The 19,789-nt window shown below is 63.8% G+C and carries 23 protein-coding genes; 19 read left to right on the forward strand and 4 right to left on the reverse strand.

Annotation, left to right across the window (positions count from 1 at the left end; genetic code table 11):
- The first annotated feature begins 4 nt into the window (after window positions 1-4).
- From rfbG to F1609_RS30890, 18 genes are all read left to right on the forward strand, one after another.
- Window positions 5-1,063, forward strand: a complete 1,059-nt coding sequence (gene rfbG / locus F1609_RS30805) for a CDP-glucose 4,6-dehydratase (protein WP_370661693.1) — start codon at window positions 5-7, stop codon at window positions 1,061-1,063.
- Window positions 1,060-2,301 (forward strand): class I SAM-dependent methyltransferase, encoded by a 1,242-nt coding sequence (locus F1609_RS30810; RefSeq protein WP_167081186.1) that lies wholly within the window; start codon window positions 1,060-1,062, stop codon window positions 2,299-2,301. The genes rfbG and F1609_RS30810 overlap by 4 nt, the downstream gene beginning before the upstream one ends.
- Complete coding sequence (rfbC, locus tag F1609_RS30815; protein WP_167081188.1) at window positions 2,301-2,858, forward strand: dTDP-4-dehydrorhamnose 3,5-epimerase; 558 nt, start codon at window positions 2,301-2,303, stop codon at window positions 2,856-2,858. Before F1609_RS30810 ends, rfbC begins: the two co-directional genes overlap by 1 nt.
- 12 nt (window positions 2,859-2,870) lie before the next feature.
- Window positions 2,871-3,929 (forward strand): FkbM family methyltransferase, encoded by a 1,059-nt coding sequence (locus F1609_RS30820; RefSeq protein WP_167081190.1) that lies wholly within the window; start codon window positions 2,871-2,873, stop codon window positions 3,927-3,929.
- A gap of 4 nt (window positions 3,930-3,933) precedes the next feature.
- Window positions 3,934-4,776, forward strand: coding sequence for an NAD-dependent epimerase/dehydratase family protein (locus F1609_RS30825; RefSeq protein ID WP_167081192.1), 843 nt, complete (start codon window positions 3,934-3,936; stop codon window positions 4,774-4,776).
- Window positions 4,763-5,425 (forward strand): LbetaH domain-containing protein, encoded by a 663-nt coding sequence (locus tag F1609_RS30830; protein WP_370661692.1) that lies wholly within the window; start codon window positions 4,763-4,765, stop codon window positions 5,423-5,425. Before F1609_RS30825 ends, F1609_RS30830 begins: the two co-directional genes overlap by 14 nt.
- Window positions 5,426-5,498: 73 nt before the next feature.
- Window positions 5,499-5,966, forward strand: coding sequence for a macro domain-containing protein (locus tag F1609_RS30835; RefSeq protein ID WP_167081194.1), 468 nt, complete (start codon window positions 5,499-5,501; stop codon window positions 5,964-5,966).
- Between the two features lie 239 nt (window positions 5,967-6,205).
- Window positions 6,206-6,484 (forward strand): hypothetical protein, encoded by a 279-nt coding sequence (locus F1609_RS30840; RefSeq protein ID WP_167081196.1) that lies wholly within the window; start codon window positions 6,206-6,208, stop codon window positions 6,482-6,484.
- Between the two features lie 295 nt (window positions 6,485-6,779).
- Window positions 6,780-8,213, forward strand: a complete 1,434-nt coding sequence (locus F1609_RS30845; RefSeq protein WP_167081198.1) for a flagellin N-terminal helical domain-containing protein — start codon at window positions 6,780-6,782, stop codon at window positions 8,211-8,213.
- A 393-nt stretch (window positions 8,214-8,606) separates the two neighbouring features.
- The gene (locus tag F1609_RS30850) at window positions 8,607-10,040 is read left to right on the forward strand and encodes a flagellin N-terminal helical domain-containing protein (protein WP_167081200.1); all 1,434 of its coding nucleotides are present in this window, start codon (window positions 8,607-8,609) and stop codon (window positions 10,038-10,040) included.
- 71 nt (window positions 10,041-10,111) lie between these two features.
- On the forward strand, window positions 10,112-10,480 hold the full coding sequence (locus F1609_RS30855) for a flagellar protein FlaG (protein WP_167081202.1): 369 nt from the start codon (window positions 10,112-10,114) through the stop codon (window positions 10,478-10,480).
- A 122-nt stretch (window positions 10,481-10,602) separates the two neighbouring features.
- A complete protein-coding gene (gene fliD, locus F1609_RS35470) occupies window positions 10,603-12,612 on the forward strand; it encodes a flagellar filament capping protein FliD (protein ID WP_167081204.1) in 2,010 nt (669 codons plus the stop codon).
- A gap of 22 nt (window positions 12,613-12,634) precedes the next feature.
- Window positions 12,635-13,087, forward strand: a complete 453-nt coding sequence (gene fliS / locus F1609_RS30865) for a flagellar export chaperone FliS (protein ID WP_167081206.1) — start codon at window positions 12,635-12,637, stop codon at window positions 13,085-13,087.
- Entirely contained in the window at window positions 13,088-13,435 is a 348-nt protein-coding gene (locus F1609_RS30870; protein WP_229422152.1) for a flagellar protein FliT, read from the forward strand. It begins immediately after the preceding gene.
- An 11-nt stretch (window positions 13,436-13,446) separates the two neighbouring features.
- A complete protein-coding gene (gene fliK / locus F1609_RS30875) occupies window positions 13,447-14,688 on the forward strand; it encodes a flagellar hook-length control protein FliK (RefSeq protein ID WP_167081208.1) in 1,242 nt (413 codons plus the stop codon).
- Complete coding sequence (locus tag F1609_RS30880; protein ID WP_167081210.1) at window positions 14,681-15,043, forward strand: EscU/YscU/HrcU family type III secretion system export apparatus switch protein; 363 nt, start codon at window positions 14,681-14,683, stop codon at window positions 15,041-15,043. The genes fliK and F1609_RS30880 overlap by 8 nt, the downstream gene beginning before the upstream one ends.
- Entirely contained in the window at window positions 15,027-15,785 is a 759-nt protein-coding gene (locus F1609_RS30885) for a flagellar brake protein (protein WP_167081212.1), read from the forward strand. The genes F1609_RS30880 and F1609_RS30885 overlap by 17 nt, the downstream gene beginning before the upstream one ends.
- A 121-nt stretch (window positions 15,786-15,906) precedes the next feature.
- Window positions 15,907-17,058 (forward strand): hypothetical protein, encoded by a 1,152-nt coding sequence (locus F1609_RS30890; protein WP_167081214.1) that lies wholly within the window; start codon window positions 15,907-15,909, stop codon window positions 17,056-17,058.
- A gap of 45 nt (window positions 17,059-17,103) precedes the next feature.
- Here F1609_RS30890 and F1609_RS30895 read toward each other — a convergent pair whose 3' ends face one another.
- Genes F1609_RS30895 through F1609_RS30905 form a run of 3 tightly spaced genes read right to left on the reverse strand, consistent with a single transcriptional unit; the run spans window position 17,104 to window position 18,134 of the window.
- Window positions 17,104-17,460 (reverse strand): hypothetical protein, encoded by a 357-nt coding sequence (locus tag F1609_RS30895; protein ID WP_167081216.1) that lies wholly within the window; start codon window positions 17,458-17,460, stop codon window positions 17,104-17,106.
- Window positions 17,461-17,471: 11 nt separating this feature from the next.
- The gene (locus F1609_RS30900; protein WP_167081218.1) at window positions 17,472-17,804 is read right to left on the reverse strand and encodes a hypothetical protein; all 333 of its coding nucleotides are present in this window, start codon (window positions 17,802-17,804) and stop codon (window positions 17,472-17,474) included.
- A 9-nt stretch (window positions 17,805-17,813) separates the two neighbouring features.
- On the reverse strand, window positions 17,814-18,134 hold the full coding sequence (locus tag F1609_RS30905) for a hypothetical protein (RefSeq protein WP_167081228.1): 321 nt from the start codon (window positions 18,132-18,134) through the stop codon (window positions 17,814-17,816).
- A 78-nt stretch (window positions 18,135-18,212) separates the two neighbouring features.
- Here F1609_RS30905 and F1609_RS30910 point away from each other — a divergent pair, with 78 nt between their 5' ends.
- Window positions 18,213-18,686, forward strand: coding sequence for a DUF4265 domain-containing protein (locus tag F1609_RS30910; RefSeq protein WP_167081231.1), 474 nt, complete (start codon window positions 18,213-18,215; stop codon window positions 18,684-18,686).
- A gap of 4 nt (window positions 18,687-18,690) precedes the next feature.
- Here the strand turns inward: F1609_RS30910 and F1609_RS30915 are convergent, their stop codons facing one another.
- Entirely contained in the window at window positions 18,691-19,500 is an 810-nt protein-coding gene (locus F1609_RS30915; RefSeq protein WP_167081233.1) for a CPBP family intramembrane glutamic endopeptidase, read from the reverse strand.
- Window positions 19,501-19,789 lie beyond the last annotated feature (289 nt).

Genomic DNA, 19,789 nt, shown 5'->3' on the forward strand with positions numbered 1-19,789 from the left:
CGAGATGGACGCACTCGCGCACGCTTTTCACGGGCGGCGCGTGTTCGTCACCGGCCACACCGGCTTCAAGGGCGCCTGGCTGTGCCTGTTCCTGGCGCGCCTGGGCGCGCGCGTGACCGGCTACGCGCTGGCGCCGTCCGGCACGCCGACCATGTTCGGCTTAGCCCGCGTGGGCGAGACCCTGGAGCGCCACCACATCGGCGACGTGCGCGACCAGGCCAGCCTGAGCGCCGCCATGACCCAGGCCGCGCCCGAACTGGTGCTGCACCTGGCGGCCCAGGCGCTGGTACGGCACAGCTACGCCGATCCGGTGGCGACCTGGTCGACCAATGTGATGGGCACCGTGCACGTGCTCGAAGCGCTGCGCGCCTGCCCGAGCGCACGCGCCGCCTTGGTGGTGACCACCGACAAATGCTACGACAACCAGCACTGGCCCTGGGGCTACCGCGAAAACGACCGCCTCGGCGGGCATGACCCGTACAGCGCCAGCAAGGCCGGCGCCGAACTGGTGGCGCACAGCTACCGCAGCAGCTTTTTTGCCGATGGCGGCCCGCTGATCGCCACCGCGCGCGCCGGCAACGTGATCGGCGGCGGCGACTGGAGCGCGGACCGCCTGATTCCCGACGCCGTGCGCGCCATGCAGCAAGGCAGCGCCTTGCCGGTGAGAAGTCCCAACGCCACCCGCCCCTGGCAGCACGTGCTCGAACCGCTGCACGGCTACCTGCTGCTGGCCGCGCGCCTGCTCGCTGGCGACGCCGCCTGCGCCGGCCCCTGGAACTTCGGCCCCGACGCCGCCGACAACCTGTCGGTCGCGACCTTGTTAAATGGTTTGCAAAGCCACTGGCCGCAGCTGCAATGGCGCCTCGACGGCGAACAGCATGCCGCCAGGGAAGCCGCCCTGCTCTACCTCGATTCGAGCAAGGCGCGCCACGAGCTCGGCTGGCAGGTGCGCTGGCCGCTGGCGACCGGCATTGAACAGACGGCCGCCTGGTATGCGGCGGCGCACGACTGCGCCGACATGCGCGCCTTTACCGAACAGCAACTGGAGCATTTCTGCGCATGAGCACGCCCGCCCGAGAATGCCGCGCCTGCGGCGCAGCGCTGCACCACAGTTTTGCCAACCTGGGCATCTCGCCCGTGTCGAACGCCTTTGTCGAACCTGAAAAGGCGGCCGAGGGCGAAATGTTCTATCCGCTGCACGCCATGGTGTGCGCCGAATGCTGGCTGGTGCAACTGGCCGACGCCACCCGCGCCGAGCTGCATTTCCACGCCAACTACGTGTATTTTTCCTCGTTTTCCAGCAGCTGGCTGGCGCACGCGCGCGCCTACGTGGAACAGATGACGGCGCGCCTGCATCTGGACTCCTCCAGCCGCGTGATGGAAATCGCCAGCAACGACGGCTATCTGCTGCAATACTTTCAGCAAGCCGGGATTCCCTGCATCGGCATCGAGCCGAGCGGCAACACGGCGGCGGCGGCGCGCGCGCGCGGCGTCGACACGCGCGAACTGTTCTTCAACCGCGCCAGCGCCAGCGCGCTGGCGGCGCAGGGCGAACAGGTCGACCTTTTACTGGGCAACAACGTGCTGGCCCACGTGCCCGACCTGCACGATTTCGTCGGCGCCATGCCGGCCGTGATGAAACCGCATGCCGTGCTCACGCTGGAATTCCCCCACCTGCTGCGCCTGGTCGCCGACCAGCAGTTCGACACGATTTACCACGAACACTATTCCTACCTGTCCCTGACCGCCCTGATGCCCGTCTTCGCGCGCGCCGGCCTGCGCGTGTTCGACATTGAGCATTTGCCCACCCACGGCGGCAGCCTGCGCGTGCATGCGTGCCTGCAAGCGGCGGCGCACGCCACCACGGCGCAGGTCGCCGCCTGCCTGGAACAGGAACAGGCAGCCGGTCTTATGCGCCTGGACACTTACACCGGCTTTGGCGAGCGCATGCGCGCCACCAAGCGCGCGCTGCAACGTTTTTTGATCGACGCCAAAGACCAGGGCAAATCCATCGCCGCCTACGGCGCCGCCGCCAAGGGCAACACCCTGCTCAACTATTGCGGCATCGGCGCCGACATCATCGACTACGTGGTCGACAGCAACCCCGCCAAACAAGGCCGGCTCTTGCCCGGCAGCCGCATTCCGGTGCGCGCGCCGGACGCCGTCTTCGACACGCGTCCCGACTACCTCTTGATCCTGCCATGGAACATCAAGGATGAACTGATGGCGCAAATGGCCGGCATCCGCGACTGGGGCGGACAATTCCTGCTGGCCAATCCGCGCATCCACGTGGTGGCCTGATGCGATTCACCCCGACAGCGCTGGCCGGCGCTTTTCTCATCGACATCGCCCCGGTCGAAGACGAACGCGGCCTGTTTGCGCGCACCGTGTGCGACGACGAATTCGCGCGGCACGGTCTGGTGGGGCGCTTCGTGCAGCAAAGCGTGTCGTGGAACCCGTACGCCGGCACCTTGCGCGGCTTGCACTTCCAGATGACGCCGCATCAGGAAATCAAGCTGGTGCGGGTCACGCGCGGCGCTGTGTTTGATGCCATCGTCGACCTGCGGACGGATTCGCCCACCTACGGCAAGACGTTCCACACCGAGCTGTCGGCCGCGAACCGGCGCCAGCTGTACATTCCCGCCGGCATGGCGCACGGTTTCCAGAGCCTGCAAGCCGATACCGAAGTCCTCTACCAGATGAGCACGCCGTTCAATCCCGCCTCGGCGCGCGGCCTGCGCTGGGACGATGCGGCGCTGGCGATTCCCTGGCCGGCGTGCCGCGAACGGATCATGTCCGGGCGCGACCGCAGCCTGCCGCTGCTGCACCAACTGCCCGCCCCTGACTCCCTAGCCTGATTGGACGCTGACATGGACCCGACAAAACTGCTTGCTTCCCTTGGCATGATCGCCGCCCGGCCCGCATGGCGCGACGCCTTCCTCGAGCACCTGCTGCAATTCGAGCGCACGATTGCGACCGCCGGCATCGACGTGCGCGAAGAGGTGATCGGCCCCCTGGTCGACGCGCTCTACGACGACGACCAGATCGTCAGGAAAGAGCTGGCCGACGGCACCCGCCTCGATTTCCTGTACCGCTCCAAAATCGCGCGCGACTTCCTGCTCTCGGCGCCGGCGAAGCCGGATCATGCCTGGGAGCCGCAAACCTCGCGCCTGCTGGTCGAGCTGGCCGCCAACGCGCGCCAGATCGTGGTCGGCGGGGCCTATTTCGGCGACCAGGCGATCCTGCTGGCGCAACAGGCCGCGCGCCACCAGGGCACGGTGCACGCCTTCGAGCCGAATGACGAGCAGCGCCGCATGCTGATCCACAACGCCGCCCTGAACGGCCTGGACAACATCGCAGCCCGTCCCGAAGGCCTGTGGGACGACAGCGCGACCACCCTGAAACTGGTCGGCTACGACTCGTTTGCCCATCCCGAAGTGAGCGACGACGCCAGCGGTTTTCGCACCACCACGGTGAAGGACTATCTGGACGGCGCCGGCATCGACCGGCTGGACCTGATCATGCTCGACATCGAAGGCGCGGAATTGCGCGCCCTGCGCGGCGCGGCCAGCTATCTGGCGCTGCCGGCGGGACACGCGCCGGACATCGTGTTCGAAGTGCACCGCGACTACGTGGACTGGAGCGCGGGCCTGGAAAACACCGACATCGTGCGTTTTTTGCAGGAGCACGGCTACCAGGTGTTCGCCGTGCGCGACTTCAATTCCAACGTCGACATGGAAGGCAAGCCGATCGAACTGATTCCGGCCGCGGCGGTGTACCTGGAAGGGCCGCCGCACGGCTTCAACATGGTGGCGGTCAAGGACGCGGCGCGCTTTGCCGAGCTGCCCTACAAGATCTGCCAGCATGTCAGCCCCAAGCTGCTGCGCCACAAGGATCCGGCGCTGCACCACCCGACCGATGGCCTGTAGCCCGATGACGGCGCAGCCTGCCATCACCTACACCGTACTCGGCGCGGACGGTTTCGTCGGCCGGCGCCTGGCCGAGCACCTGCGCGCCGCCGGCCATGCCGTGTATGCGCCGGCGCGTGGCGATCCGGCCCTGTTCCAGCGCGCGCTGGGGCGCGTGATCTATTGCGCCGGCCTGACCGCCGACTACGCCCTGCGCCCCTTCGACACGGTCCAGGCCCATGTCGGCCTGCTGGCCAAGGTGCTGCAGGAAGCGCGCTTCGAGCACCTGGTGTACCTGTCCTCCACCCGCCTGTACGACAGCCTGGGCGCACACGCGGGCGTGCCGGTGGACGAGCACGCGGCGCTGCTGCTCAATCCGCACGAGGCGCGCCATCTGTACGACCTGTCCAAAGCCCTGGGCGAAAACCTGTGCCTGCACGCGGCAGATGGACGCGCCGCCGTTGCGCGCCTGGCCTGCGTATACGACTGGTCGCCAGGGGCGCCGGGCTTTTTGTCGGACTGGCTGCAACGCGCCATGCGCGCCAAAACCCTGCACCTCGACTCATCGGGCGGCGTGGTACGCGACTACATCCACCTCGACGACGTGGTCGCCGCGCTCGCCGCCATGGCGGCCCGGTGCAGCAGCGGCGTGGTCAACGTGGCCAGCGGCGAGCAGGTGTCGAACGCCGAACTGGCGCAGGTATTCCGGCGCCACGGCTGGTCGGTGAACCTGGCGCGCGACAGTGCGCGCGAACATCCGGCGCCCTGCACCGTGGAACGGCTGGCGCAACTCGGGGTCACGCCACGCCCGGTGCGCGCGGTCGTCGAATACTGTCTCGGCACGGAGGCGTGGCGTGCGGCTGATTGACCATACGCAGGCCAGCCTGCTCGACTATACCTGCGCCCAGCTGGGCTGTTTTTTCCCCAGCGGCGATGGCGCCGCCCTGCGCCACCGGCTCGAACGCCACCTGCCGCAGGCCCTCGAACGGCTGGCGCACTGCATCGACCGGGTGCGCATGTGGCAGAGCGGACAATTCAACTATCTGAATTCGAGCCAGTACTGCCTGTATCTGTATTTCCTGGCCAATACCGTCTGGCGCGAAGAAGGCAGCGAGGAAGCGGTGGGCGCGGCGACGCGCCTGTTCCTCCTCAATAAAGCCTTGAACGGGATCGACCTGTTTTACGAGATCGCCATGCCGGAAGTATTTTTCATCGGGCACTCGGTCGGCATCGTGCTGGCCAAGGCAACGTACGGCAACTATCTGGTGCTGTACCAAAATTCCACGGTCGGCAAGAACCACGGCGTGGCGCCGGTGCTGGGTGAAGGCGTGATTTTGTATCCCAACAGCGCCATCATCGGCCGCTGCCGGATTGGCGCCAACACCACGGTATCGCAAGGCACCGGCGTGATCAACCGCGACACGCCGGGCGACTGCCTGGTGTTCGCCGGCACGGCGGGCGAACTGACCATCAAAGCGGCCAAGCGGCCCCTGATCGACGACTTCTTCCGCTTCTGAAACATTTCTCGTTTGCTATTGGCGTACAATCGCTGGCCCGGCGCGAAGCGCGCCAACGACGAGCTGAAAAACAATGAAGACGATTAACGGAGACCTGCTCCAGCTTGCGCTCGATGGCAACTTCGACGTCATCGTGCACGGCTGCAACTGCCAGTGCCAGATGGGCAAGGGCATTGCGCTGTCGATCAGACGGCTGTTTCCGGAAGCGTTCGCGGCCGACCAGTCGACCGCCAAAGGCGATGCCGGAAAACTTGGGACGATTTCTGTGGCGCACATCCAGCGGGATGGAAGAACATTCACCATTGTCAACGGTTACACCCAATGTCACTGGCGCGGCGACGGCAACAAAGCCGATTACGCGGCCATCGCCGGTGTGATGAGAGAAGTCAAAAAACAATTCAAGGGCAAGCGAATCGGCTACCCCAAGATCGGCGCCGGTCTGGCGGGCGGCGATTGGGCGCGCATCGTTCCCATCATTGAAGAGGAACTGGCGGGCGAGGATCATACGTTCGTGGAGTTTGTTGCTGCCGCAAAAAGCTGATCATTTCCTACCACCGGGGTCAGAGCTTTAATTAGCAACATTTCACAGTTTGTAGCGTTGACACGACAGCGATGTCCATTTTTCACCGCAGATGGCAGCGACAAGCAGGTGCGCCTGAGAGCAGCGGTTCCCGATGTCACAATGTTTCACTTTAAAGCTCTGACCCCGGTGTAGGGTGCCTGGGCAGCCATGCCATCAGTCGGACTTGAGCGCCTTGCCGGCAAACATCAACAGCCCCCATGGATCTCGGTCTTGCCCAATTGCGATTCGCAGAAGTCGAGCATCGCGCGCATGTGCTGATGACGTCTTTCTGCGCCCCGGACAGTTCTGCATTCATGCCGAGCGTCTGCTGGCCGATCTTCACGCTCGTTGCCAGGGCGGGAGTACGGTATTTTTCCGGTATGTCGGCATTGCGCAGATACGTCTGCCCCTCGCGGAGCGCGGCGTCGATCGCCGCGTACGATGTCAGGCCGGCCGGGATAAGCGCCGCGCTCATGTCGAGCTTGTCGAACGGCTGACTGACTAACTCGCTCTGCCCCCTGGCGCGCTGAAAGGCCGCGCGACGGCCCGAAAAAAGGCCGATATTTCGCCTTTTTTACCCTCAAGTTCTGGCGCAGGCTGCCGTCAAGCGCCGCGATCCCGCTCCGCTTGAGGGCTGAAATAAAAAATATACCTGCCTGATTTCATTAAACTTTCCGGCTGGTAACCCGTTACAAAAAAGGACTGCGGTGTGATTGTCCCGGACCGAAGGGGCAGACCAAAGCGAAGGCAAGTTGCCAACATGTATAAGTAGTATCTGCAAGGAGTAATACCATGAGCGTAATCAACACCAACGTCGCATCGCTGAATGCACAACGCAACCTGAGCACCTCGGCTTCCGCACTGTCGACCTCGCTGCAGCGCCTCTCTTCCGGCCTGCGTATTAACAGCGCCAAAGACGATGCCGCCGGCCTGGCCATTTCGGAACGCTTCACGTCCCAGATCCGCGGCCTGGATCAGGCTAAGCGCAATGCCAACGATGGCGTGTCGATGTTGCAAACGGCTGAGGGTTCCCTGCAATCGACGGGCAACATTCTGCAGCGTGTACGTGAACTGGCTGTGCAGTCCTCGAATGCAACCAACTCCGCCGGCGACCGCAAAGCGATCCAGGCTGAGGTTGGCCAACTGTTGTCGGAAGCCGACCGTATCGCCCAGACCTCGGAATTCAACGGCCTGAAACTGCTCGACGGCAGCTTCGGTACCGCCACCTTCCAGGTTGGCGCGAATGCCGGCCAGACCATCCAGGCAACGACTGCGAACTTCCGTACCAACAACTACGGTAACAACGAAGCGACCACCACGGCACCAGCGGCCGGCACCGCCTACACCGCCGGCAGTTTCGCCCTGCAAGGCCTGGCCACCACCAACATCGCCGTCAGCGCCACCGACACGGCTCAATCGCTGGCCTCGACCATTAATGGCGCCACCGCGACCACCGGTGTCACGGCCCAGGCCAAGAACGACGAATCGGCAACGTTCACCGCCGGCGGCGTGTACTCGCTGGCTGTCACCTCCGACAACAGCACCGCTGCCAACGTGACCTTCACCGTGGGCGCCGCACTGAACGCCTCCGGCCTGGCGTCGGCTGTCAGCGCCTTCAATGACGTGTCCTCGAAGACCGGCGTTACCGCCAAACTGAACGATACCAATAATGGCCTGGTGCTGACCAACGCTGCCGGTAACAACATTACCGTCGCCAATAACAGCGCGTCAGCTGCGGTGAGCCTGACCGCCCTCGATGCCAACGGCGCCGCCTCCGGCGCTGCGGCGAACGTGGCCACCGGTGCGACCTCGACCTCGGTGGGTTATGTGTCGATGAACTCGGACAAGGGTTTCTCGGTCGGCACCAGCGGTTCCAACGCGATCGCCGCCAGCACCGCCGCCACCCTCAATACCGTTTCCGGTATCGATGTGTCGACCGCCAAGGGCTCATCGCAAGCACTGAAAGTGCTGGACTCGGCCCTGGCCAACGTCAACAGCCAGCGCGCTTCGTTCGGCGCACTGCAGTCGCGCTTCGAAACCGCGGTCAGCAACCTGCAGTCGACTTCCGAAAACCTGTCTGCTTCGCGCAGCCGGATCCAGGATACCGACTTCGCTTCGGAAACAGCCAAACTGACGCGCGGCCAGATCCTCCAGCAGGCAGGTACCGCGATGTTGGCCCAGGCTAACTCGCTGCCGAACGGCGTGTTGTCCCTGCTGCGCGGTTAAGCGCCAGCGTAACAAGCTCCTTGCATCCCCGGCCGGCCTTAGGCTGGCTGGGGAATATCTTCCGAAGCGCAGGTCCTCGCAACAGCTTCTTGTTTCACATGCAACAAAATCGCGGCGCAATGCCCGGTTTCCGACTTCCTGGCCTCGTTCATGAGCGCCAAAAGAATTTTATTTTGCCCTCAAGTTCGGGAAAACGCTGTCGTCTAGCGCCTGGCTCCATCACGCCTTGAGGCCCAAAACAAAAAATATACACCCAAAATCCCCCTAAACTTTCCAGACCGCAATCCGTTACATATAAGGACTACGGTGTGATTGTCTCGGAACGAAAGGGGCACACCAAGGCGAACGGCACAGAGCCAACATGAATACAATGTAATTGCAAGGAGTACTACCATGAGCGTCATCAACACCAACATCGCCTCCCTCAACGCACAACGCAACCTGAGCACGTCCGGCTCCGGCCTGGCCACTTCGCTGCAGCGCCTGTCGTCCGGTTTGCGTATTAACAGTGCCAAGGATGACGCGGCTGGTCTGGCCATTTCGGAACGTTTCACGTCGCAGATCCGCGGCCTGGACCAGGCCCGGCGCAATGCCAACGATGGTGTGTCGATGCTGCAAACCGCTGAGGGCTCCCTGCAATCGACCGGTAACATCCTGCAACGTGTGCGTGAACTGGCTGTGCAGTCGTCCAACGCCACCAACTCGGCGGGCGACCGCAAGGCGATCCAGGCCGAAGTCGGCCAGCTGCTGTCGGAAGCCGACCGCATTGCCCAGACCTCGGAATTCAATGGACTGAAACTGCTCGACGGCAGCTTCGGCACCGCCACCTTCCAGGTGGGCGCGAACGCCGGCCAGACCATCCAGGCAACGACTGCAAATTTCCGTACCAATAACTACGGCAACAACGAAGCGATCACTACCGCCCCGGCCACCGGCACCGCCTACACCGCCGGCAGTTTCGCCCTGCAAGGCCTGGCCACCACCACCATCGCCGTCAGCGCCACCGACACCGCCCAATCGCTGGCCTCGACCATCAATGGCGCCACCGCGACCACCGGCGTCACGGCCCAGGCCAAGAACGACGAATCGGCAGCGTTCGTCGCCGGCGGCGTGTACTCGCTGGCTGTCACCTCCGACAACAGCACCGCTGCCAACGTGAGCTTCACCGTGGGCGCCGCACTCAACGCCTCCGGCCTGGCATCGGCCGTCAGCGCCTTCAATGACGTGTCCTCGAAGACCGGCGTCACCGCCCGCCTGAACGATACCAATAGTGGCCTGGTGCTGACCAACTCTGCCGGTAACAACATTACCATCGCCAATAACAGCGCGTCCGCCGCGGTGACCCTGGGCGCTCTCGACGCCAACGGCGCCGCCTCCGGCGCTGCGGCATCGGTTGCCTCCGGTGCGACCTCGACCTCGGTGGGCTATGTGTCGATGAATTCGGACAAGGGCTTCTCGGTCGGCAGCAGCGGTTCGAACGCCATCAGCGCCGGCGCCGCCGCCACCCTCAACACCGTGGCCGTGATCGACGTCTCGACCGCCAAAGGCTCGGCCGACGCACTCAAGATCCTCGACTCGGCCCTGGCCAACGTCAACAGCCAGCGCGCCTCGTTCGGCGCCCTGCAATCGCGTTTTGAAACGGCCGTCACCAACCTGCAATCGACGTCGGAAAACCTGTCTGCCTCGCGCAGCCGGATCCAGGATACCGACTTCGCTTCGGAAACCGCGAAACTGACCCGCGGCCAGATTCTGCAACAGGCGGGTACTGCGATGTTAGCCCAGGCTAACTCCCTGCCAAACGGCGTGTTGTCCCTGCTGCGCGGCTGATCCGCCTCGCTCCGCTGCACTCCCCGGCCGCTGTTTGCGCGCCGGGGAATTTTCGTTAAAGGAATACGGTCATGGAACTTCGCCCACTAGAGAACGCGCCGGCCGCTCTCCTGCCGCGCCCGGCAGCCCCCACCGAAGGCGCGGCCGCCAGCGCCAGGACGGCGCCGGCCGCCGCCCTCGGCAAGACCGAGCCCGCCAAAGAGGGGGCCGAGCCCGACCCGGCCGAAGTGACCAAGGTGGTCGACCGCATCAACGTGGCGATGCAGGCGCTGTCGCGCAATATCGAATTTTCGATCGACACCGACAGCAAGCGCACGGTGGTCAAGATCATCGACCAGACCACCAAGGAAGTGATCCGCCAGATGCCCAGCGCCGAGGCGCTCGAAATCGGCAAGGCGCTGGAAAAAGTCCAGGGTTTGCTGATCAGCCAAGTTGCCTGAGGGAATTGGCAAAAAGACGCGCAATCCGGGCATAAACCGAACAAGCACCGGATTACCCCTCTAAAGTATGGATAGAAGATGCCGTTAACTTAGTATATTCATGCTTTTACCAGGAGGCGTTTGTGGCCATTTCATCCGTCAGTTCAGGCGGCTCTATCGACGTCAACGACATCGTCAATAAATTGATGGTGGCGGAGAGCCGGCCTTTCGTCGCCATGCAGGACAAGGAAAAGGCGTACACCGCCAAGCTGGCCGCGTTCGGCACCCTGAGCGGTGCCCTGGCTGGCTTCCAGACCGCCGTCACCGGCCTGGCCGATCCGACCAAGTTCAAGACCATCGGCGCCTCCTCGTCCGAAACGGGCGTGCTCACCGCCACCGCCGGCAAGGACACCGTCAAGGGCAGCTACAGCGTTAACGTGACCCAGCTGTCGCAGGCGCAAACCCTCACTTCCGCCGGCCAGGCCAGCACCACCGCCCTGATCGGCAGCGGCGCGGCCACCACGCTCACCTTTGAATTCGGCAGCATCACGGGCGGCACCCTGGCCAACGGCGCCTATACCGGCGCCACCTTCGCCCAGGACGCCACGCGCTCGGCGCGCACCGTCACCCTGGACGCGAGCAACAATTCGCTGCAAGGCATCCGCGACGCCATCAACAAGGCCAACGTAGGCGTGACCGCCTCGATCATTTCGGACGGCAGCGCCAGCCCCAACCGCCTGGTGCTGACCTCGGCCCAGACCGGCGAAACCTCGAGCATGCGCATCGGCGTCTCGGGCGATGCGGCCATTGGCAGCCTGCTCGGCTACGCCGCCGACGGCACCCAGAACATGACGCAAAACAGCGCGGCCCAGAACACCAAGCTGACCATCAACGGCGTGGCCATCAGCAGCCAGAGCAACAACGTCTCGGAAGCGATCCAGGGCGTGACCATCAGCGCCCTCAAGGTCGGCACCAGCACCGTCAACATCACCAGCGACAGCAGCGGCGCCAAGACGGCGATCAACAATTTCATCAAGTCGTACAACGAACTGAACACGACGATCGCCGGCCTGACCACGGCGCCCAAGGCGACCGAGGGCAAGGGCGCCGGCGTGCTGCTGGGCGACGCCACCGTGCGCAACCTGCAAACCAGCCTGCGCAAGATGTTCTTTACGCCGGTGCCGGGCATGGACGGCGATATCAGCAGCATGAGCCAGCTGGGCGTGTCGTTCCAGGCCGACGGTTCCCTCAAGCTCGACAGCACCAAGCTGCAGAAAGCGCTCGATTCAAACCTGGAAGACGTGTCCAAGCTGCTCAGTACGGTCGGCTCGACCACGGACAGCCTGGTCAGCTTCGTCGGCTCCACCACCAACAGCACGGTCGGCACCAAGAGCGTGGTGATCAGCCAGCTGGCCACGCAAGGCAGCGCCAAGGGCAGCACCGCTGCCGACACCAGCATCACCAAGGGTGTCAACGATCAATTGTCGCTCACCATCAACGGCGTGACCTCGACCGCTACCCTGCTCGCTGGTAACTACAGCGCGGCCAGCCTGGCCAGCCACGTGCAGTCGATCATCAACGGCGCGGTCGGCGCCACGGGCGCCAGCGCCACCAGCGGCACCGGCGTCACGGTCAAGCAGGAAAACGGGATCTTCACGATCACCTCGAACAAGTTCGGCTCGACCTCGAAAGTGAGCATCAGCGGCAACGCCGCGGCGGGACTCTTGGGCACCCCGACCATTGCCGACGGCCTCGACGTGGCCGGCACCATCGGCGGCGCGGCCGCCACCGGCAGCGGCCAGAACCTGACCGGCAACGTCGGCTCGACCGCCTCCGGCATCCAGATCCAGGTCACCGGCGGCGCCATCGGCGAGCGCGGCACGGTGAATATCTCGAAAGGCGCGGGTGCCCAGTTCACCGAACTGATCGACAGTTATCTCAGCACCAAGGGCACGATCTCCGGCAAGAACGCCGGCATCAACGCCAGCCTGGCCGATATCGCCAAGCAGCGCGTGGCCCTGAATGTGCGCCTGACCCAGACCGAAAAAGATTTACGCAAGCAGTATTCTTCGCTCGACGTGACGCTCTCGGGCATGAGTTCGACGAGTACCTTCCTGGCGCAGCAGCTCGCCTCCCTCAGCACCATCCGATAGCGACAGAAAGAGGACATTAATTATGTTTGGATCTCCCAACAGGGGCGCAAGCAGCTACGCCAAGGTCGGCCTGGAAACGAGTGTGGTGGCAGCCTCCCCGCACAAGCTGATCGTCATGCTGTTCGACGGCGCGCTGGTGGCGGTGCTGACCGGCCTGATGCACATGAAGTCGGGCAACATTCCGGAAAAAGGCAAGGCGATCTCGAAAGCCATCCAGATCATCGACAATGGCTTGCGCGCCAGCCTCGACAAAAAAGCTGGCGGCCAGATCGCCGAGAACCTCGACGCCCTGTACGAATACATGAGCGCGCGCCTGCTGGCGGCGAACCTGAAAAACGATACCGAGATCATGGTCGAAATCCAGGGCTTGCTGACCGAGCTGCGCGAAACCTGGAACGCCATCGGCGCCGCACCGGTCGTCAATCCCGCGTCCGAAATGGCGCCCAACCGCATGTCCAACCTGATGAGCGCCTGAATGATGACCATGACCAAAGCGATGACCAACGACGACGTGCTCTCCACCTACGAAGCCATGCTGGCCCTGTCGGAACAGATGGTGGCCGCGGCCGAATGCGGCGAGTGGGATGAACTGAGCCTGCTCGAAAAGCGGGTCGGCGCGCACGCCAGCGCCTTGCAGGCCAACGACCAGCAGATCTTGCTGGACGGCGCCAGCCGGGTCAAGAAAGTGGCGATCATCAAGCAGTTGCTGGCGTACGACCGCACCATCCGCGACCTGACCACGCCCTGGATGGCGCAGCTGTCGCAACTGATCAACAGCAGCGGCACCTCGCGCCGCCTGAATAACGCCTACGGCGGCGTCTAGTCGTCCTCGCGATGCTGGCGCGTACCGACGGACCGGGGCAAGTCGGAAGAATCGACCCGGCACGCCCCGCGCCCGGGGTTGGCGATGCGCGCCAGGAAGCGCTCACCCGCGTCCTGTCGACCGAAGTCGGCAAGTCGATGCAGGTGGCGGTGCTGTCCAGGTTCAACGACGGCACGTTTCTGGTCAGGGTGGCGGGCGAACAGGCCCGCATGAGCCTGCCCCAGGGGGCGCAAGCCGGCACCGAAGTGCCGATGACCCTGATTTCCATCACGCCGCGTCCGCAGTTCCGCCTGGACCCCGGCCAGCCCGGCCAGTTGCCGGGCCAGCCTGCCGCCACACCCCAGCCCCCCTTGCCGGGCGCCACCGCCCAGCCTGCCCTGCCGGCGGCCGCCACGCCGGAACGCGCGCCGCTGCCGCCGCCCGGGTTGCCACAAACCGCGCCGCAGGAAAGCAAGGGCGCCGGCGCCGCCAACATGGCCGGGCGCACCACCAGCCTGGCCGCGGCCCTGCTCGGCAAGTCGCCCATGACCGCCAGCGCCGACCTGCCCAAGCTCGACGCCAATACCCTCCCGGCCAGAATCAGCAATACCGGACAATTGCTCGCGCGCATACTCGACATCGGCCATCCCGTCTCCGGCAAGCCGCCCGCGATCGCCGGCGCGGCGCCCCTGATCGACCCGAAAAACGGCGTGCCGCCAGCGGCCGAACTGGCGCGCAAGCTGGAACAGAGCATCAGCGGCAGCGGCGTGTTTTATGAGTCGCACGTGGCCGAATGGGCCGACGGCAAGCGCCCCTTGAGCGAACTGCAGCGCGAGCCGCAGATGCAGCAAGCCACGAGCACGTCCGGCGCCAAACCGGGCTCGGCGGCGGAACTGGCCAGCGCCCAGCTCATCAACCTGCAACTGACGACCCAGGAACAGGCGCGCGTAACCTGGCAGGGCCAGCTGGCGCCGGGCCAGGACTTGCAGTGGGAAATCCATAAGGATGCGCCCGAACAGCGCGGTCGCGGCGCCGGGGAAGACAGCGCCCCGGTGTGGCGCAGCGGCATGCGCCTGCGCTTTCCCCTGCTGGGCGAGATCGAGGCGACCATCGTCACCACCGGCGACAAGGTCCACATCGAACTGCGCACCGCCAGCGCCGGCACGGGCGAGGCCCTGCGCGCGCGCGCCGGCGAACTGACCTCGGCGCTGGATGTGTCCGGCACGGCGCTGGCCTCGCTGGTGATCCGCACCCCGGAGCCCGGCAATGACTAAAGCGCCGCCGAAGCGCGCCCAGTCGGCCGTTGCGCTGGCCTACAACAATGGCGATCCGGCGCCCAAGGTGGTGGCCAAAGGCAAGGGCCTGATTGCCGCCCAGATCATCGAGCGCGCCAGGGATGCCGGCGTCTTCGTGCACGAATCGAAAGAACTGGTGGCCCTGCTGATGGGCGTCGACCTGGACAGCCAGATCCCGCCCGGCCTGTACCGGGCGATTGCGGAACTGCTGGCCTGGCTATATCATATTGAAGCCGCCCAGGCCAGCGGCGGTCCCCTGCCCGCCCCACCGGACGCAGCCCTTTTCATCGACCGACCACAAGAAGCGGCAGACAAAGATGCAATCAACCAATGATTCCGATATAGAAAGCTGGCACGACTTCGAAGTCGCCTCGCGCAAGGAAATCATCGCACTGCTGCGCAGCATCGGCGAGAAGCGCCAGCTGGTGCGCATGGTCATCCGGCGCGGCACCGAAGTGTGCGTCTCGGCCATTCTCGATGTCGATCCCGACAACAACACGGTGACCCTGGACGGCTCGGCCGACCCCGAGCAGCACCGCCGCTTCGCCCATGTGGGCCGGATCATGTTCGAGACTTCGCTCGACAAGATCCGCATCCTGTTCTCGTCCGAAGAAGTGCAGGCCAGCACCTTCGAGGAGACTCCGGCCTTCGTGATGCCGATTCCGGAAACCATGATCCGCCTGCAACGGCGCGAGTTCTACCGCATGATCACGCCGGTCAGCAACCCGGTCTCGGTGGTGATCCGCCTGCCGCACGACCTGGGCGGCGGCACCCACGTGTTTCCGCTGGCCGATATCAGCTGCGGCGGCATCGCCATCCTCGACAACAAGCTAGTGCTGGGCAACACCATCGGCCACAGCTACGCCGCTTGCCGCATCGACTTGCCGGATGTGGGCGCGGTCCAGACCACCCTGATGATCCGCAACTCGGTCGACCTGACCCTGCTCAACGACAAGACCAACCGCCGCCTCGGCTGCGCCTTTGTCGACATCTCGCGCGGCGCTCTTGCCAGCGTGCAAAAGTACATCACCAAGCTCGAACGCGAACGCAACGCGCGCATGGCCGGCCTGGGCTGAGAAAATATCCTCCCGGCAGCAGTCTGATTGACGGGCGGCCAACAGCGTGCCGATAGCCGGGCACGCCTCGGCCTGAGGGCGTATGTTTCAAGTTCACCGCGGACTTTTTCGGAGAATGATGATGAAACGTACACTCGTGCTGTCAGCCACCCTGGCTTGCCTGGTCGCCTGTACCAGCCCCTACCGCACACCCGTGCTCGACGCTACGCCGACGACCCTGCCGACCTTTGCTGGCGTGACCAGCCTGCTCAAGCCGGATCGCCCGCTCGACGTGCTGCTGGTGCACGGCATGTGCACCCAGGATGAAAGCTGGGCCAGGGAATCGGTGGCGCAGCTGGTCGAAGGCCTGGGCGGCGACGCGGCGCAGGTGGCGCTCTCGCGCAGCGATGTGGGCGATACCGGCATCGTGCTGTACCGCCAGAGCCTGGCGCTGGCGGGTGGATCGGTCAACGTCAACGCGATTTTGTGGTCGCCCCTGACGCGTCCGCTCAAGAGCGAGCTGTGCTACGACCAGAGTAACAAGTCCGGCGCCTGTTCGGCGGACCCGGCCGCCGTCCCCTATCCGTACCAGCGCGCCTCGCTCAACCGCGCGCTGAAAGACAAGTTGCTCGACGATTGCCTGGCCGACGCCGTGATTTACCAGGGCAAGGCGCGCGAGACCATCAACCAGCGCATGCAGACGGCCATTTTGCAGGCGGTGGGCAACGCCAACGGCGCGACGTTGGTGCCGGGCGGCGGCGAGGTGCCGCCCGAACCGGTGCCGCTGGTGCTCATCACCGACAGCCTGGGCAGCAAAGTGACCTTCGATGCCCTGTTCCGGCTGGCCTCGTCACCGCAGCAGGCGGCAGCGGCGCTGCAAGTGTTCGAGCGCACCCCGCTCATTTTCATGCGCGCCAACCAGTTGCCGCTATTGAGGCTGGCCGAGATGGATCTCGATGGCGGCATGGCGCCGCCGGGGCCGAACGACTTCCCGGCCGATCCGATCCAGGCCCTGATCGAACGCAGCCGCATGCAGGGCTTCGGCAAGCCGACCGGGGTGCCGACCGTGGTGGCGTTTACCGATCCCAACGATGTGCTGTCGTACACCCTGGTGAAAAGCCCGTTCGCCGCGCCCGCCACGTATCCGATCATCGATGTGGTGGTGTCGAATGCGCCGACCTATCTGGGACTGCTGGAACTGCCTGACCGCGCCCATACGGGTTACGCCGGCAATCCGACGGTGCGGCGCATGATTGCCTGCGGTGAACCGGCGGCGGAGGGTTGCGGCAACTGAGCGACGCGCCACGGAGGGTTGGCGGCGGCGCTGGCGCCACCCTCCTTACTTTGGTTTGATCAACAAATCCTTGCACATCCCCTCGATTGCTTCCGGCTTTTCCTTGATCTGGGCGGCTATATCGGGGCGCTTGGCATACTCCTCGGTTGCACGCAAACGCTCGAGGTAGCCGGGCGAACCTTCCCCGCCGACCACCTTTTCCAACAGCTCCTTTTTTTGAGTCTCACTCCAGGACGCAAACTGCGGGCAGTATGTCAGTTGCGTTTCCGATAAAAGAAGGATCATCACGGCCCACTCGTCCAGGCAGCCATCAGGATCCCGGCAGGGGCTGGTCGCGCTGGCATTGGCGCTGGCAAGCGTCAGCAGCGCCCCGCACAGCAGGTGTTGAATAGAGGTCGACATCGGTTTCCTTTTCAAATGGGTGAAGCAAGCTTGCCGGCGATGTGGGCGATGCGCTGTTTGAGCGTCACCACATCGGTGAATTTGGCGCTCTCGAGCGGCTGTTCCCAGTCCTGGTTTTTCACCAGCATGAGGAGAAAATGGCCGTGCTTGCGGAACGAGGGATACCAGCCGACATCGAGCAGCACATCGTCGCCAAACCGGATCTGCAGCATGTCTTCCCTGAGGCAGTCGATATGCCGGGCCGCCTCGAACGCATCGGGAAGATGCGAGATATCGTCGAAAACGACCACGCCCTCCCCGATATCCAGATTCCAGAAAATAACTGGCTTTGGATGATCCATCATGCGCCCCGCTCACAGCCACCGGTTGCACGGAGAGCCGTGCAACAGCTCCCGGAATTGATCGAGCGTGATCATGTTCTTGTCCACCAGCTCATCGGTTATGTCGACGAAAACAGCATAATCCTCGGCGCATCCGGTACTTTGTGAAAGCACCGCGAGTGCTTCATGGAATACCTCATCATCTTGCTTGTCGTAGGCAGCGATGATCACTTCCCGCATCCTTGCTTTCAGCGCCAGGTTTTTCCTCGTATTGTCGTCATCATCGGCATACTCCGACGCATAATATGCCGCAAGATCGCTCTTGATTTGATCAAGCGTGTTTCTCAATTCCATCTGGGTCTCCTGCTTGAACGGTGCACAAAGTCGGTATCATAGCGGCAATATTTATGGAACATCGTCGCAGAGTGAGATATGAACTACAAGAAAACGGTGATCGACGTGTGCATCAGGGAAGACGCTGTCGCCCCTGTCTTCGAGAACCTGCCGGCCTTCGATCTCGGCAATCACACCTATGAACTGCTGGCCTCGCCGGGATTGGCCTTGAATCTGGCCAAGGGCGATATCATCGACATTACCGAGCCGGGAAAACCGGCGGTCGTGGTGCGGCGCGGCGGGAATTTTTGCATCCAGATTTATGCCGATGATATTTCCTACGACGATATCGACGCACTTGATCGCGCACTGTCGACCCAGCTTCATGGCAGCGTCGATGGCAGGTTTGGCGGCAGTATCGCCATCTCGATCCCGGCCTCGGCCGGCATGGACAAGGTGGCGGAGTTGCTCGATCCATTCACGGCCAGGACTGGCCACCCTTGGTACTTCTGCAATATCTACAAGAACGTCGAGAACCTCGAGGATGAAACCCTGCTCGACTGGTGGCGGTGATAATTTATCGGCCGCGCCGCCCTGCCGGTTCATGCAAAACGCGGTACAAGATCGTCATCCCGGCAGCGCCCAGCAGCATCGCCAGCAGCCAGGTGGACGCCGCGAACGCCGGAAAGGCGTCCTGCGCGGCGCCGGCATCGCCCTGGTCGACCATGATGCATGCGGTATTGTAGGCGGCATGCAGCGCGATGCAGGGCAGCAGCGACCTGGTACGCTCGTACAGCCAGCCAAGAAACACGCCGATGATCACCGCGCCGACATATTGATAGATATTCATGTGGGCAAAGCCGAACAGGCCGGCCGATGCCAGGATGGCGGCCCATTTCGGATACTGGCCCAGGAAGCTGCGCAGGATAATCCCGCGAAACAGCATTTCTTCCAGCACCGGCGCCAGCACGCAGATCACCACGACCATGGTCACGCTGCCGGCATTGAGGCTGCCCAGCAGCGCGCGTTCCTGCGGGGTCATGGGAAACAGCGCCATCAGCGCTGCGTCCAGGGTCACCATGAACATGAAGATCAGGGGCAGCGTCAGGCCAAGCGCCGGAAACAGCACCAGCATGGTGGCCGGTCTGGAGGCGGAAGACGCATGAAACAACGCGCGGTAGCTCAGGTTTTTATAGCCCATCAGCGCGGTGAAGACAATGCCATAGCCAAGCACCATGATCATGCCGCCCAAGTCGCGCGGTTCCATCGACAAGGCGCCGCGCACGTCGTACAGCGCCGCGCCCACCAGGTACTCGGCCATGTACAAGGCGATGACCAGCATCAGCGCTTCCAGGGCGTTCGGGAAGGTCTCGTGTTTCTCATCCATGAATCGGCAATCCTGCTTTCCCGGCAGTGAGGCCGCGCAAAAGCACCAGTAAACGCGATTTGATGAAATATTGCAAGAAAGAAAATTTCAGGCTATGCCGGTTGAGCAGCAAGCCCGCGCGATCCGGATCGACGTGAGATCACCATGATGATTGCTGGGCGTCGCCGGACGACGCCTCTTCCGCCCGTGCATAGTGGACCGTGATGCTGCATGCAGTGGAACGCTGATCTGCCCTGAGCATGACCACGCCCCAGGGAAATTGAAAATAGTCGGCCCCGAGAACCATCGA

The sequence above is a fragment of the Massilia aquatica genome (genome assembly GCF_011682045.1).
GTDB classification, from domain to species: domain Bacteria; phylum Pseudomonadota; class Gammaproteobacteria; order Burkholderiales; family Burkholderiaceae_D; genus Telluria_A; species Telluria_A aquatica.

Bases quoted from the DNA above. Each gene is read 5' to 3' on its own strand.
- rfbG (WP_370661693.1), top strand. From the start codon at position 5: ATGGACGCACTCGCGCACGCTTTTCACGGGCGGCGCGTGTTCGTCACC.
- F1609_RS30810 (WP_167081186.1), top strand. From the start codon at position 1,060: ATGAGCACGCCCGCCCGAGAATGCCGCGCCTGCGGCGCAGCGCTGCAC.
- rfbC (WP_167081188.1), top strand. From the start codon at position 2,301: ATGCGATTCACCCCGACAGCGCTGGCCGGCGCTTTTCTCATCGACATC.
- F1609_RS30820 (WP_167081190.1), top strand. From the start codon at position 2,871: ATGGACCCGACAAAACTGCTTGCTTCCCTTGGCATGATCGCCGCCCGG.
- F1609_RS30825 (WP_167081192.1), top strand. From the start codon at position 3,934: ATGACGGCGCAGCCTGCCATCACCTACACCGTACTCGGCGCGGACGGT.
- F1609_RS30835 (WP_167081194.1), top strand. From the start codon at position 5,499: ATGAAGACGATTAACGGAGACCTGCTCCAGCTTGCGCTCGATGGCAAC.
- F1609_RS30840 (WP_167081196.1), top strand. From the start codon at position 6,206: ATGGATCTCGGTCTTGCCCAATTGCGATTCGCAGAAGTCGAGCATCGC.
- F1609_RS30845 (WP_167081198.1), top strand. From the start codon at position 6,780: ATGAGCGTAATCAACACCAACGTCGCATCGCTGAATGCACAACGCAAC.
- F1609_RS30850 (WP_167081200.1), top strand. From the start codon at position 8,607: ATGAGCGTCATCAACACCAACATCGCCTCCCTCAACGCACAACGCAAC.
- F1609_RS30855 (WP_167081202.1), top strand. From the start codon at position 10,112: ATGGAACTTCGCCCACTAGAGAACGCGCCGGCCGCTCTCCTGCCGCGC.
- fliS (WP_167081206.1), top strand. From the start codon at position 12,635: ATGTTTGGATCTCCCAACAGGGGCGCAAGCAGCTACGCCAAGGTCGGC.
- F1609_RS30870 (WP_229422152.1), top strand. From the start codon at position 13,088: ATGATGACCATGACCAAAGCGATGACCAACGACGACGTGCTCTCCACC.
- fliK (WP_167081208.1), top strand. From the start codon at position 13,447: ATGCTGGCGCGTACCGACGGACCGGGGCAAGTCGGAAGAATCGACCCG.
- F1609_RS30880 (WP_167081210.1), top strand. From the start codon at position 14,681: ATGACTAAAGCGCCGCCGAAGCGCGCCCAGTCGGCCGTTGCGCTGGCC.
- F1609_RS30885 (WP_167081212.1), top strand. From the start codon at position 15,027: ATGCAATCAACCAATGATTCCGATATAGAAAGCTGGCACGACTTCGAA.
- F1609_RS30890 (WP_167081214.1), top strand. From the start codon at position 15,907: ATGAAACGTACACTCGTGCTGTCAGCCACCCTGGCTTGCCTGGTCGCC.
- F1609_RS30895 (WP_167081216.1), bottom strand. From the start codon at position 17,460: ATGTCGACCTCTATTCAACACCTGCTGTGCGGGGCGCTGCTGACGCTT.
- F1609_RS30900 (WP_167081218.1), bottom strand. From the start codon at position 17,804: ATGATGGATCATCCAAAGCCAGTTATTTTCTGGAATCTGGATATCGGG.
- F1609_RS30905 (WP_167081228.1), bottom strand. From the start codon at position 18,134: ATGGAATTGAGAAACACGCTTGATCAAATCAAGAGCGATCTTGCGGCA.
- F1609_RS30910 (WP_167081231.1), top strand. From the start codon at position 18,213: ATGAACTACAAGAAAACGGTGATCGACGTGTGCATCAGGGAAGACGCT.
- F1609_RS30915 (WP_167081233.1), bottom strand. From the start codon at position 19,500: ATGGATGAGAAACACGAGACCTTCCCGAACGCCCTGGAAGCGCTGATG.